We start from the raw sequence: 12426 nt of genomic DNA, 5'->3' as shown, positions 1-12426 counted from the left end.
ATTATAATTGAAAATCCAGCCAGTTTTATTAAAAATTGATACTGATTAGAATTCACAAAAGTGGCTGGGCTTTCAATGGTAATGTGGCCGGATTTTTAATTGACAAATACAGGTTTCTCGTTTGTTACTGAATTAGCCAAAAAACTATATAAAATCTCGCATACTCTTAGCGTGGTTTTTTTCAAAATGCTGGCGGTACCTCATAAAAGAAAGAACGAATTAAACTTAAAGGTTCGTTTTTAGGGATTTGAACTCTTCTTCAAACATTTATATTTAAATTTTATTTTTAAAACCTCTTCATAAAAGAACGTAGGTTCGTGTATAATAAAAAACGAACCTACGTTCTTATTATATTTAAGGAGGAATCACAGTGTATGACTATTCAATCCTACCGAATAGAATCATCTTATGTGTTGATTTACGTAGCTTTTACGCTTCAGTTAGTTGCATTAAAATGGGTTTAGACCCTATGCATACAAAGTTGGCTGTAGTAGGTGATGTGAACAGGAGTGGATCTATTTTATTAGCTGCAACTCCACCACTGAAAGCCCTGGGCGTAAAAAAGATGGCAAGGCTTTACGAGATTCCTCGAAGAAAAGATATTCTTGTTGTAAATCCGATTATGAGTACTTACATTAAATGCTCTAATTATATTACAAAGTTAGCTTTACAATACGTTCCTTATGAGGATTTCCACCAGTTTTCCATAGATGAATTTCTGTTGGACGTTACGGATAGCATTCATTTATTTGCTAACGATCCCTATGAATTTGCTTTGAAATTCAAACGTGAAATATATGAACATACACGCATTGAATGTACCATCGGAATTGCTCCGAATCCTTTAATGAGTAAGGTTGCTTTAGATATTGAAGCAAAGAAGAACAAAGAAGGCATCGCACATTGGAAGTATGAAGATGTCCCAACAAAATTATGGAGCATACGACCACTCAATAATTTTTGGGGCATTTCGTACAAAACAGAAGAAAAATTGAATCGAAAGGGAATACATTCTATTGGGGATTTAGCGAATTACCCTCTTAAATACTTAAAACAGAGTTTCGGCAAGATTGGGGAGGAATTGCACTTACATAGCAACGGCATCGACTTCAGCCGTATCTCGGAGAAATACGTCCCTGCTACAACTTCAATTGGAAAAAGCCAAATTCTAATGCGTGACTATACAATAGAAGAATTCCCAATTGTTCTATTGGAACATATTGAAGAAATCTGTTATCGCCTTAGAAGACAAAACAAACTTGCTCAAACCGTTCAATTCTCTGTTGGTTATAGTAAGAGTTATACAGGGGGTATTAGGAAAACACATACTTTAAGCCGTCCGACTAACCTAACAATGGATATTTATAAGATTTGTACATACTTTTTACATCAACAATATACTGGAGAACCTATCCGCAGCATAAACATTTCTCTAACGAATCTAATTCGAGAAGGGGAGGAACAAATTTCTCTTTTCGATAATGTCACGCAACGAGAACAAGAAGTAAAACTAACAAAAGTAATGGATGAAATACGCACAAGGTTTGGGAAGAACAGTATTCTACGAGGGATTTCCTACACGCATAGCGCTACAGCTAGACACAGAAACACATTAATAGGAGGCCACAAATCATGAATAACGCTAATATGCCAAAGGGAAGAGGAATGGTAAAATTCACCCCGTTCGCAGCATTAACAGCACAGTTTGACGGCATACGTGAAATCATTAAGGAACAACACAAAGTAACCCGTCCGATCTTAACTACTGAAGAAAAAGAGCGAATTGAAAATATGCTAGTATGTTCCTTATTTTCTGAAGAGGAAATATTAATTACATATTTTGAAGACGGTTATTTACTTTCAGGCAATATGACTGTTGTTGATATCGATCCACCAAATAGTGCTGTTATATGTACCGATGCTTTTTATAACAAGATGAAATTACAATTTTATAATATAATAGATGCAAAATAGAATGTATTTACATAAACACATTTAAACGATTATAAAGGAGTGTAAACAATGCAAGAGACTCAAATAAGAAAGAATGCAGCAGGAGCAATTATTCATGAAGATATAAATAACTACCCCTATTTAAATATCCCAATGATTATTAGTGAAAAAGATGGAATGATTTATGAAGTTCTAAGTGCCGGTTTTCATACTAACGATGCAGTAGGAATGCTAACAACGGACAGTTTTGCTACGCCCAGGGTAAACGCACCAATCGTAACAGTAAAAAACAGGGATGATAGTATTACAGCATATCGATTGCCTTTGGAACTGGAACATTGGGTACTTTCTTGTATGCGTGCTGCTTCAGTAGGAAAAAACCCGTTTCCCTGTAAAGTTATTTTCGGAATCATCGACACTAAATTTTATGTAGAATTCAAATAAAAAAGGTCTGCTTATTTAGCAGACCTACCATCAATTATAGCCTTATATTTTTTTGCCTGTTTCAATGTCCAAACAGGTGTAGAAGCAAGGATCTGGATTGGATCAGGTAATAACGGCCTTACTTTCTTCCCATCTCGTTGTCGAGAAAACTTTGCACTTAAACGTGCTTTATCCCAGCCCAGTATCTCAGCAAATTCTTTTAAACCAACGAGAGGGGGAATTACTCCCCCAGTTCATCACTCCACGTTTGATAAAAGCCGCCGCCAACCGTTTCGAGTACATTATCATCCTCTTGCGGGGATATTTCATACCAATATGCGGTTGTTATTACTTCACCATCTAAAGTTTCAATTGTGATTTTTTCTTGCGTGTAAGCTATTCCTTCTTCAGCAACTTTCTTCGCTTCACTTAAATCACTTACCTCAACTTCTTCTGTAACACCAGTATGATAGTTTACAATGTATTTTTCCATTTATAACATCCCCTTCAAAAAGTGATAACTTTGTTAACACTTTTTACTTGTATTTATTTCATTATTTTTCAGGAAAGAGCAAACCAAACAAAAAGGGGTTCTGGTGCAAATATTGTTATAATAGAAGAAACCAAAGCATTACCCCATTAATAAAGGGACTCCATAATTGGAGCCCCTTTATTAATTAACTATTAAAAATGATCAGCATGTGAGTATTGTATAATCTCTTCCTTTTTTAGAGCATGTTGTGTATCACCTGTATTGTTACTAAATGATAATGCTATCGCTAATCCTAATGTCACTAACACAAGCTTCTTCATTATTTTAACGCCCCTTTGCTTAGTAATTTTTGTTTCGCTTCGTAACATACATCGAAATAATCACTAACTTTTTCATGCTCATTCAATTTGCGGAAGCGAACCGCTAATACTTCTGCATATTCCTCTACAAAATCCCATAAACCCTGTTTTTCGAAGTAAGGAATACTTTTATTCACTTCTTCTTCTAATAGTTTAATTGCTTGATCTTCATTAAGAGAACGTAAAATATTGAAATGATATACATACTCTTCATTTCCTAATTCCATACAAACTGCTAATCCTTTTTCAATAAGTTCTTGTGCAACATTTGTTTCTCTTAGCTTATAGTGTTCACGTGCTTGTAAGAATAATGCTTTAAAGTGTGTAGGAATCTTCTCTGTTACTTCTGATAAATGACGAATCGCTAAAGTAGATAAGTTTTGAGTTGCATATAATAATCCTAGATTATGTCTTACTACTAAAATCAATTTTTCTTCATTATGTTTTTGCAACAGGTCAATAGAACGATTCAGATGTTCTTCCGCTTTTTCAAATTGCTTTAAGAATATACATGCTGTCCCTAGTGTGTTTTCGCAAGAAGCAACTTTCACCTCATATCCAGCATGTTTTTCAAAAATTTCTTTCGCTTTATTTGCGTATTCAATAGATATTAGCATACTAGACATATGATGATTTAACACCGCAAATTTTTGATTAAACTCTGCATGCTCTAATTCATCGGAAATATGCTCTAATAAGCTTTCAGCTTCTTCATATTGTCTTCTTGCTTCATTGTAGTTACTAAACATCAAAGCATGTTCTGCTTTAAAAGAATGATAATAATAAGCTATGAGTTTATCTGTCGTTTTATTGATTGTATCAATTGCTTCAAAACTATCTTTTCGAATACTTACTCGATCAGTTAGCATTCTGTATTTAAAGTCTAGTAAAGAATAATATAATAATAAGTTTTGATTTTGGTTTTCTTTTTCTTCTGTATGTTTAATCTGTTCTATTTTTTCAGCTATTTCTTTTTTCACTTCAGCTGCTTTTATAATTTGTTGCGACAACATCATTTGATAAAAATCATTAAGTTGTTGCATAACTGCTTCATGCGTGAAAACATTTGTGCTCATATCACTACGTCCTCCTCAACCACTTCTGTTTACTAAATATTACCACAATTCCGCCAACTACATAAGGGTGCACCCTGTAAAAGTAAGTTGCGAAAAAATAAATAGAATATTCTAAAAAAATTCCGGGAATGAGTTTACATTTTTAAAAACCCCCGAGAATAATATATTTTAATATTCAGAATTCTTTCAATCTTGTCGAAATTTATTTAGAAAATTATTCAAATATTTGTTTATTTTTGGTTATTTATGTATTATATTCGAATTGCACGGTAATACGTGTAAAAAAATGGAAGGTGTGATGTAAATGGCAACGGAAAACAAATTTTTAAAGAGAGGGATTTACGTTTTAATGATTCTTTGTTTGGCAGTAATGTGTTTCACTCCGTTTCAACAAAAAGCAGCAGCTGCAGAGGTTTCTAAGCAGGATAAGCAATTACAGGCGATGATAGATATGTATCAAGAAACTACTAAACAAGTATCACTAGATAAGAAAAACGAGCTAGTGAATCTAGTTAAGGAGAATATCGCTAATGGAAATGTTGAAACGCATTTTGGTTCTGATGTATCTTTAGATTTCAACAAAGCTGAAGTTGTTTTAATTAACGATAAACTTTACATGGTGAAATTATCTGCTAATGGTGGAGACCTTTTAAAAATCAGTGGTATGTCTGTATTTCTAGATGAAAACAACAAAGTTATAAATGTCTATGAAACACATTTCAAACAAATCAATGAACAATCTGGTTCAGTAAAAGCCTGGTCAGATGGAAAATTACTTTTAGACAAAACAGTTAAAGAATCTACATCATGGTCTTATAGTAAATTTAATGATTGCTTAGCTGGCATGGGTGTTCCTGCTTGGACAGTTACTGCTTTAATGACTTTATGTGGAGCTGCTTGCATTGGAACATCAGGCCTAGCTTGTGCCCCATGTTATTACGGTGCAGGAGCTATTACTGGTGGAGCAATTGGATGGTGTTTAGGACAAGCTGCTTAATAGGAGGGATACATTATTAATATTAAGGATAATGCTAAAAAAGTTAAAATCCCTGTCATTTTAGGATTTTTAGGTGCATTAGTTTTAATAATTAGTATGTTAATAAAGGATAAGATACCTTACGCTCCTTCAATCGGATGGATACTATGTTTCATTTTAATAGTATCAGCTACATTTTTTTCTTCTAAAATAACAAAAAGCTAGGAGTTTTCTCTAGCTTTTTTGTTATTTTATATTTTGAATATAAATTATAAAAAGGAAGATCAATATGAATGTAAGTAAAAAATTAGAATATGTTTTATTTATAGCATGGGCTACATCATTTGTTGCTACATCTGGAAGTTTGTTCTTATCTGAGATAATGAAATATGAACCCTGTACATTATGTTGGTATCAAAGGATTTTTATGTACCCATTAGTTATATTATTAGGAATTGGAATTGTAAAAAAAGATTATAAAATAAGCATTTACAGCTTATTTATTTCTAGTATTGGAATATGTATATCCATTTATCATTATTTAATACAAAAAGTTCCATCACTTTCGAAAAATTTAACATGTGGTAGAGTGCCTTGTACTGGAGATTTTTTGGATTGGTTTGGATTTATAACAATTCCACTGCTTTGTTTAATAGCTTTTCTAATTATTATAATTTGCAGTTCTATTCTGATAAAAGTAAATAAGGAGATACGAACAATATGAAGAAAATGATTATTTTCGCCTCAAGCTGTTTGCTTCTATTTATAACCTTTATATTTATAACAAATAAAGAAAACAATACTTCTTCAAAAGCAGTTACAAAAAATGATTACTATAAAAATAAAATAACAATTAATCAATTAGAAAATGACATTGCAAATAATAAAGAAAAAGTAATTTATTTTTATCAAACTACTTGTTTTCATTGTAAGTTAGTTTCTCCCATTATAGTACCCATGGCCGAAGATATGAATATTAATATGCAAGTTATAGATTTAGAAACATATAGAGAAGGATGGGATAAATTTAAAATCACTGGTACACCGACTGTAATTCATTTTAAAAAAGGAAAAGAGATAGATCGTATAGAAGGAGAACAAGAAGAAACTACATTTAGAAAGTGGTTTAATAAGCAAAAATAACTTTTATATGCTAACATGGTATGGAACTACATATATAGAAATTTATACATATTTTCTTCATAAAAAGGAGGGGAATCATGGGAGTTGTAGGCTGGGGGATTATTGTAATTTGTATTTTATTTGCTGCATGGGCAGTAGGAAAAAAATCCAAATAAATGTTGTCGCACTGTTGTTTTTACAAAAAATACACCTAAAAAAACAATTTCCTTTAACTCTGGAAAATCGTTTTTTTAGGTGTATACAAAAGAACTTATATTTTGACACCACTACTTCCAAAACTTCCACCAAGATTTCTTTTTCGCTGCCGCTATTTCTTCCTGGGCTAATACAATAGTACGTTTTGCATCTTGAATCTCCCTGACCATCTTCATAAGATTATCATCCCTTAGTTCTAACCTCTTTTCTATCCTTTCTTCACGTTCTTTCCGATCTTTCATATCTTCTCTTATTAATTTATTTCTTTCTTTAATATCCTCTTCGATTAATTTATTCCTTTGATCCATACGATCATCTAGTCTCTTTTCCATTTCTAAAAGGTTTGCTTGCTGCGCCTTATTAATTTCTTCTATCATAACGCTATATTGTTGTTGGAATTGATATTGCATTTCATAAGGAACGGGATCTGTACCCTGGGATTCCTCTTTCTTATTAGCGATTCCAAACTGCTTTGCAATCATTTTCGCAGCTTTTTCTAAAGTCATGCCATCTTGCTTACTCAATTCTACTAACTGTTCAATAAGTACAACATCAAACTCTGTATATTCTCTTCTCCCTCTACTATTCTTTCTTACATCATAACCTTCACGCTCAAGAACATCCGAATACTTTCTAAGTGTGCTGCCGCTTACCCCTAAACGACTATAAACCTCATTGCTGGTATATACTATTTCCGCTTCTGACATAGCGCCACGCCACCTCCTATAAGTGGAATTCCATATTGAAGGAATAATCCCTTTTAAAATCCATCGACGAAGCTCGCACGGTCTTTGCTGTATTTTGTCAGAATGGAAAGTAATAGATTATATTATATGTTACCTTTATAGGTAATATATAATAAGATATATAAAAAGGACTCCTGGTACACACAAGAGTCCTTTTTATAAAAAATATTAAACAAAAGTAAATTATAAAATTGCACATTTTTAATTTTCTATTGTTTGCTCTACTTAAGGTAAATCATAAAATGTGTCGCATTGAATAAATTCCATATATTGTTCAGCTATGCCTATTTTATTCAATTTATCTCTGAAATTTTCAATTTCATTCTCACCGTAATAATAAACATGCCATTCTGTATTTTGATTAACTCGTTCCTTAACTTTTTTAAAATATGGTAAATCCACTTCACCTAAAGAATGTCCAATTATAATTACTCTCTCAACAGCATCAAAATTCAATGAAGATAGTTGATTTATATAATTGTTTACATCTTTATATGTTTTAGAACAATAGTCAGTTAAAACCCTATATATTGGCGCCCTTTGTTCATCTAATTCATTTTGACATTCATCATAATTTTCTTTAAAGTAATCTATTCTAGATGAATTTGAATGCCCTAACACTAATTCTTCATCTGAATCTACTACACCGTGTATATGTAAAACACTCGATCTTGTAATATTGTAAATATCCTCCAAAGTAGTGGTGTAATTAAAGTTTATAAATATATCTTGATGGCTTTCATCGATTAAAGATGTCCTTCTATTTATATCGTCCAACTCTTGATCTACTACTTTAATCCATTCTTTTAAATAGCTAGTTAATTCTTCAATGTACTTAAATTTGTTTCCGAAGTAATAATTCAAAGTATCTTCTATACCAACATTTCCACTTTCTAGCCCCAAATCCGTACTTTGAAGCATTTGTTCAATCAATACATATTCATCAATATTAGCTAGATTAAATTCTAAATCATTCCATAGATAAGTTTGTAACCCTTTCCCCCAAAAATAATATTTATCTTCAAAATCCCTCAGGAAGTCTCCTTGATGTTCTTTTAAATAGGAACGAAAGTCCCAATACCTCGTATGTAAACCCTGCCCTAAATCAAATCCATTCCCAATAATAAACAAATTCACTTATAACACCATCCCAATTAAAAATCTGTAATAAGATTACAATAAAACGTACAAATTACGCTTAAAAAAACCAACTAATTATACATCCGTCCCTAGCATTTTTTCAATACTTGTTAACACTTCTTTTTTATCTACTACTAAAGGCAGCGAATACACAGCTGTATTTTCTAAATCTTCTCTTCTATATCGTATTAATGATTAATTCTATTTTATTTTATACAAATCCGAATGAAAAATTTCTGCATACACATTAAACTTTTTGAGCACTACTTTTACTATATCCACAAACCAGGAATCTGCATCAGGTGAAACATAAACACGATCAATTAAATGATTAAGATCAACTTGAATACTCTTTCCCGTCACACCTGAATTCATTTTATAATTTTCATCTTGAGGTGTTGGCGCATAAACCAATCTCACTTCTTGTTCATGACTAAAGGAAATTCTTTTAGTAAAAAACGGTTCAAGTAAGCTTATATTTAAATTTTTTTGTCTTGTGTGATCTATGTAATTTACTTGTCCAATATGAATATCTTCCTCACATGCAGTAAGACTTTGTTTTATTCCATCAAAAGTAGTCTGGATTGCTATTCCCTCTTCACTCTTTAAATACAATTTCCACATAGCTGCTGATTCATACTCATTTAAATGCCAGCAGTTTACAAATACATTCTCTCTGTCTATTTTTGATCTTTCCATTACTCTTTCCGCCACTTTTTCTGCATTTTTTAATTGGGCAATTTTAAATCTATCACTGCATCCAGACCCTTCTAACATTTCTATAATATCCTCACGTACATCTTCCACTCCATACCCAAATATCCTCCCCTCAAATACATCTGTAAATTTATCGGATCTACAAAGATAAATTGATTGAGTAGATAATAAGCTTACTAGCTTAGTGAAATCCATATAGCGCCATAGCTTAGCATTACCTTCTATATTTGAATTAACTCCAGTAATTTCCTTAAACAAAAATATACACCCTTTCTTACTTCATCTTCTTTCTTCTATTATATGTTACTTATAAGTAATGAATAAATAAGATAAAGAACCTCTCTAAAAAAGGTTCTTTATCATCAATGTACTAGTATATTAATCTTTGAATATCCACATTAAAATTCTAACTGCTATATCAGTAATTCTTATCCCCCTATCAAAATTCCGGTCTCTTTTTTCTTCTAAGTTAATTTTTTCTTTTTTCTCTTTCGCTTTTCTTTCGATGTGGTTTTTTTTACGCTTTTCTTTCTTCATAAACCTCAGACCCTCTTTCTATATATTTGAATTACCTACTATGGATATATTGAATTCCCCATTGCAATTAATATCAGGTGTCAAAAAAATTATCAGACACAGTGTTGTTTATCAAACAAGGTGTTGTTTATAATACTTTTGTGTATTATAATTCGTAGTTTTTCCAAAATATAAAATCATTTTTGAAAACAGAATTTTTCACACGATAGATTACATCAAAAATTAACTACAACTATCCTGAAAGGTACTCCTTTAGACAAAGTATACTTTTCACAGCATAAACTACTTCAAAAGGTATCAAAATGTACTTAAGATATACTTCATAAGTACACACACTTTTTGAGATGTGTTTGTTGAATGTTTTTATGCTTATTGGAGGAGGATAGTGTCCCTATCAGTTGAATACACAACAGAGAATCCCCTTGTTGTTTCGTTAATTGTTTTTATTATTTAATCTGGTACATGAAATTTTACAATTAAGTTATTCCTTTATTTTTCTTTTAAAATTCTTATAGCACTCTATATGAATCTTATGGTATTATATAGATAGAAAATTTGTTTCCATTGTTTATACTCTATTGTACGTAGCGTGAAGGACAAACCTTACGCCCAGTTAACTCGGGCGAGGTTTGTCCTTTTTTTATTAAAGGAGGAATTTACTATGAAAAAAATCTACAAAATCGGAGCAGTTCTTACAACTTTATGCGTTGCTTGTATCGCGATCTTTACTTTAACTAAAAATGAATCAGTCAACACAGAAACTATAGCACCAGAAAAAACAATTGTATCTGCTGCAGACGCAAAAGTATCACCTGAGAATATAAAAGATATTTCAAAAGAAGAATTAAAGAAAAAAATACAATCCCATGATGAGTTTATTGCGTATTACTATCAACCTACCTGTCATTATTGTAAAAAGGCTGCCCCGGATATCAATAGCATGTCAAAAAAGCATGATAGAACCATCTATCGTATCGATATCTCTACACCAGAAAATCAAAGTGCCTTTCAAGAGTTCAACATTCCAGGTACTCCAGTTGTTGTAGCTTATAACAGAGGTGAAGAAGTTGAACGTCTAGAAGGGGCAGTCTCAGCTGCTACCTATGATGGATTCTTTGCGAGACGTAATTCGGGCGCTAATTAATATAGTGCTCGTTTTTCTTTGTAAGAAAGGAGAATTTACATGCAACAAAACTCTCGTATTTATTCTTTAGACATAATAAGAGGTATCGCCGTACTATGTATCCTTTTTGCAAATCTACCCACTATGACAGGACTAGATCCTTTTAATCAGGTAGGTTACTCCGGTACAGATAAAGTGATTCGTTTTTTAGTAGATTTGTTTATACAAGCAAAGTTCTACACTATTTTTGCATTCTTATTTGGCGTAGGATTTTATATCTTTATGAAAAATACAAAAGCAAAAGGATACCCCATGTATAAGTTGTTTATTCGAAGACTATGTATTTTATTAGCCTTCGGTTTACTTCACTTCACCTTTCTATGGTATGGAGATATTCTACATGCGTATGCTTTAGCTGGATTTATTCTATTATTCTTTTATAGGCAATCTACTAAGCTTATTTTTGTAGCTGGTTGTAGTTTTCTACTAGTTAGTTATGTATTACATATTATTGTATTTTTACGAACAAGTTCTTCTATTCCAGAAGTGCCAAACTACTATCAATATATGTTTACAGGCAACACTACCAATCACACGGTAAATCTATTTACACATTATTCACATCAAGTAAAAGCACGTCTTTTCTTCCTAATGACCCAGGAATTTCAGCAACTCCTAATAGGAATTCCGGAATATATAGGCTTATTTTTAATAGGGTTATGGGCTGGTAAGAAAAATATTTTTAAAAGGGTACCGGAATTAATAAAGAAAATTAAATTTTTACAGTGGAGTTCGTTATGTATGTCATGTCTTCTCTCTTGTCCTATTATCTACTACTTTATAAAAACAGATGTCTATTACTCTCAGGATGTACAACTATGGATTCTATTTGGAGGGAAAATGCTAGCTATATTCTATATTTGTACTCTACTGAGAGTTTGTGAGAATAAAAAATATATAGAATGTCTGCACCCCTTTATGAACGTTGGCCAGTATGCTTTAACGAATTACATCACTCAAAGCATACTTACGCTTGTCATTCTTTCGTGGTGCTTTAAAGATGTCTCACACATATATTACTGGCAGCTATGTATCTTCGGGCTTTTAATTATATTTGTACAAATACTATTCAGCAAGATTTGGAGTAAATATTTCCGTTATGGTCCGATTGAGTGGGTATGGAGAAAAGGAGTTTACAAGAAATAGGGGCACTATATCAGGCCTTTGTGTAGCAATGGCACCAAATTACGCAATAAGTATTAGCGGGCATTAAGTATCAAATTTATCTAGTTGTGCTCAAATGGCACCGACTTTTTAAGTTAACCTAAATGCACACAAAAACCCTTATTATAACTTAAGTTAACTTAATGGAGTTACTATACCATATGATGTCCGCTAATGCTTGTTGCGTTATCCTGTTCCATTGCTACATATACCCCATGCCCATCAACTTAAGAACAAAAATAAAATGAACTTTCGTTCAAAGCAACTAAAAAACTCGTAATGTACTTTTGGTATTGAAAAGTACACACACCAAATAAACTC

Annotated in this window: 15 protein-coding genes; 8 read left to right on the top strand and 7 right to left on the bottom strand. The window is 32.1% G+C overall.

Annotated elements, in window-relative coordinates; translation table 11 throughout:
- Window positions 1-370: 370 nt before the first annotated feature.
- Genes ACS2CR_RS31385 through ACS2CR_RS31375 form a run of 3 tightly spaced genes read left to right on the top strand, consistent with a single transcriptional unit; the run spans window position 371 to window position 2397 of the window.
- Complete coding sequence (locus tag ACS2CR_RS31385; protein WP_060852747.1) at window positions 371-1636, top strand: Y-family DNA polymerase; 1266 nt, start codon at window positions 371-373, stop codon at window positions 1634-1636.
- On the top strand, window positions 1633-1974 hold the full coding sequence (locus tag ACS2CR_RS31380; RefSeq protein WP_060852748.1) for a YolD-like family protein: 342 nt from the start codon (window positions 1633-1635) through the stop codon (window positions 1972-1974). Before ACS2CR_RS31385 ends, ACS2CR_RS31380 begins: the two co-directional genes overlap by 4 nt.
- Before the next feature lie 48 nt (window positions 1975-2022).
- Window positions 2023-2397, top strand: coding sequence for a hypothetical protein (locus tag ACS2CR_RS31375; RefSeq protein WP_060852749.1), 375 nt, complete (start codon window positions 2023-2025; stop codon window positions 2395-2397).
- A gap of 220 nt (window positions 2398-2617) precedes the next feature.
- On the opposite strand, the gene ACS2CR_RS31370 is transcribed toward ACS2CR_RS31375, so the two are convergent.
- From ACS2CR_RS31370 to ACS2CR_RS31360, 3 genes are all read right to left on the bottom strand, one after another.
- Window positions 2618-2869, bottom strand: a complete 252-nt coding sequence (locus tag ACS2CR_RS31370) for a hypothetical protein (protein WP_033699747.1) — start codon at window positions 2867-2869, stop codon at window positions 2618-2620.
- Window positions 2870-3060: 191 nt separating this feature from the next.
- Window positions 3061-3189, bottom strand: coding sequence for a hypothetical protein (locus ACS2CR_RS31365; RefSeq protein ID WP_255788255.1), 129 nt, complete (start codon window positions 3187-3189; stop codon window positions 3061-3063).
- Window positions 3189-4304 (bottom strand): RapH N-terminal domain-containing protein, encoded by a 1116-nt coding sequence (locus ACS2CR_RS31360; protein WP_060852750.1) that lies wholly within the window; start codon window positions 4302-4304, stop codon window positions 3189-3191. Before ACS2CR_RS31360 ends, ACS2CR_RS31365 begins: the two co-directional genes overlap by 1 nt.
- A 304-nt stretch (window positions 4305-4608) precedes the next feature.
- On the opposite strand from ACS2CR_RS31360, the gene ACS2CR_RS31355 reads away from it, so the two are divergent.
- The 3 genes from ACS2CR_RS31355 to ACS2CR_RS31345 all read left to right on the top strand — a co-directional run bounded on the left by ACS2CR_RS31355 (window position 4609) and on the right by ACS2CR_RS31345 (window position 6423).
- Entirely contained in the window at window positions 4609-5301 is a 693-nt protein-coding gene (locus ACS2CR_RS31355; protein ID WP_060852751.1) for a hypothetical protein, read from the top strand.
- A 268-nt stretch (window positions 5302-5569) separates the two neighbouring features.
- A complete protein-coding gene (locus tag ACS2CR_RS31350; RefSeq protein ID WP_060852752.1) occupies window positions 5570-6004 on the top strand; it encodes a disulfide oxidoreductase in 435 nt (144 codons plus the stop codon).
- Complete coding sequence (locus ACS2CR_RS31345) at window positions 6001-6423, top strand: thioredoxin family protein (protein ID WP_060852753.1); 423 nt, start codon at window positions 6001-6003, stop codon at window positions 6421-6423. Before ACS2CR_RS31350 ends, ACS2CR_RS31345 begins: the two co-directional genes overlap by 4 nt.
- A gap of 266 nt (window positions 6424-6689) precedes the next feature.
- Here ACS2CR_RS31345 and ACS2CR_RS31340 read toward each other — a convergent pair whose 3' ends face one another.
- The 4 genes from ACS2CR_RS31340 to ACS2CR_RS31325 all read right to left on the bottom strand — a co-directional run bounded on the left by ACS2CR_RS31340 (window position 6690) and on the right by ACS2CR_RS31325 (window position 9758).
- Window positions 6690-7325, bottom strand: coding sequence for a DUF3967 domain-containing protein (locus tag ACS2CR_RS31340; RefSeq protein ID WP_060852754.1), 636 nt, complete (start codon window positions 7323-7325; stop codon window positions 6690-6692).
- Between the two features lie 264 nt (window positions 7326-7589).
- A complete protein-coding gene (locus tag ACS2CR_RS31335) occupies window positions 7590-8501 on the bottom strand; it encodes a bacteriophage abortive infection AbiH family protein (protein WP_060852755.1) in 912 nt (303 codons plus the stop codon).
- A 204-nt stretch (window positions 8502-8705) separates the two neighbouring features.
- On the bottom strand, window positions 8706-9479 hold the full coding sequence (locus tag ACS2CR_RS31330) for a DUF2971 domain-containing protein (protein ID WP_060852756.1): 774 nt from the start codon (window positions 9477-9479) through the stop codon (window positions 8706-8708).
- Window positions 9480-9599: 120 nt separating this feature from the next.
- Window positions 9600-9758, bottom strand: a complete 159-nt coding sequence (locus tag ACS2CR_RS31325; RefSeq protein ID WP_171840971.1) for a hypothetical protein — start codon at window positions 9756-9758, stop codon at window positions 9600-9602.
- Between the two features lie 661 nt (window positions 9759-10419).
- On the opposite strand from ACS2CR_RS31325, the gene ACS2CR_RS31320 reads away from it, so the two are divergent.
- Together ACS2CR_RS31320 and ACS2CR_RS31315 are read left to right on the top strand one after the other, a co-directional pair.
- Window positions 10420-10902 carry a thioredoxin family protein gene (locus ACS2CR_RS31320; RefSeq protein ID WP_060852757.1) on the top strand — a complete coding sequence of 161 codons (483 nt, stop codon included), beginning with the start codon at window positions 10420-10422 and terminating at the stop codon, window positions 10900-10902.
- 39 nt (window positions 10903-10941) lie between these two features.
- The gene (locus ACS2CR_RS31315; RefSeq protein ID WP_153603158.1) at window positions 10942-12087 is read left to right on the top strand and encodes a DUF418 domain-containing protein; all 1146 of its coding nucleotides are present in this window, start codon (window positions 10942-10944) and stop codon (window positions 12085-12087) included.
- The last annotated feature ends 339 nt before the right edge of the window (window positions 12088-12426 follow it).

Origin of the sequence: Bacillus cereus group sp. BceL291 (genome assembly GCF_051776705.1) — a bacterium.
GTDB classification, from domain to species: Bacteria; Bacillota; Bacilli; order Bacillales; family Bacillaceae_G; genus Bacillus_A; species Bacillus_A cereus.
This window is presented reverse-complemented; position numbering and strand designations above follow the sequence as displayed.

Bases quoted from the DNA above. Each gene is read 5' to 3' on its own strand.
- ACS2CR_RS31370 (WP_033699747.1), bottom strand. From the start codon at position 2,869: ATGGAAAAATACATTGTAAACTATCATACTGGTGTTACAGAAGAAGTT.
- ACS2CR_RS31360 (WP_060852750.1), bottom strand. From the start codon at position 4,304: ATGAGCACAAATGTTTTCACGCATGAAGCAGTTATGCAACAACTTAAT.
- ACS2CR_RS31365 (WP_255788255.1), bottom strand. From the start codon at position 3,189: ATGAAGAAGCTTGTGTTAGTGACATTAGGATTAGCGATAGCATTATCA.
- ACS2CR_RS31350 (WP_060852752.1), top strand. From the start codon at position 5,570: ATGAATGTAAGTAAAAAATTAGAATATGTTTTATTTATAGCATGGGCT.
- ACS2CR_RS31325 (WP_171840971.1), bottom strand. From the start codon at position 9,758: ATGAAGAAAGAAAAGCGTAAAAAAAACCACATCGAAAGAAAAGCGAAA.
- ACS2CR_RS31315 (WP_153603158.1), top strand. From the start codon at position 10,942: ATGCAACAAAACTCTCGTATTTATTCTTTAGACATAATAAGAGGTATC.
- ACS2CR_RS31375 (WP_060852749.1), top strand. From the start codon at position 2,023: ATGCAAGAGACTCAAATAAGAAAGAATGCAGCAGGAGCAATTATTCAT.
- ACS2CR_RS31340 (WP_060852754.1), bottom strand. From the start codon at position 7,325: ATGTCAGAAGCGGAAATAGTATATACCAGCAATGAGGTTTATAGTCGT.
- ACS2CR_RS31320 (WP_060852757.1), top strand. From the start codon at position 10,420: ATGAAAAAAATCTACAAAATCGGAGCAGTTCTTACAACTTTATGCGTT.
- ACS2CR_RS31380 (WP_060852748.1), top strand. From the start codon at position 1,633: ATGAATAACGCTAATATGCCAAAGGGAAGAGGAATGGTAAAATTCACC.
- ACS2CR_RS31355 (WP_060852751.1), top strand. From the start codon at position 4,609: ATGGCAACGGAAAACAAATTTTTAAAGAGAGGGATTTACGTTTTAATG.
- ACS2CR_RS31345 (WP_060852753.1), top strand. From the start codon at position 6,001: ATGAAGAAAATGATTATTTTCGCCTCAAGCTGTTTGCTTCTATTTATA.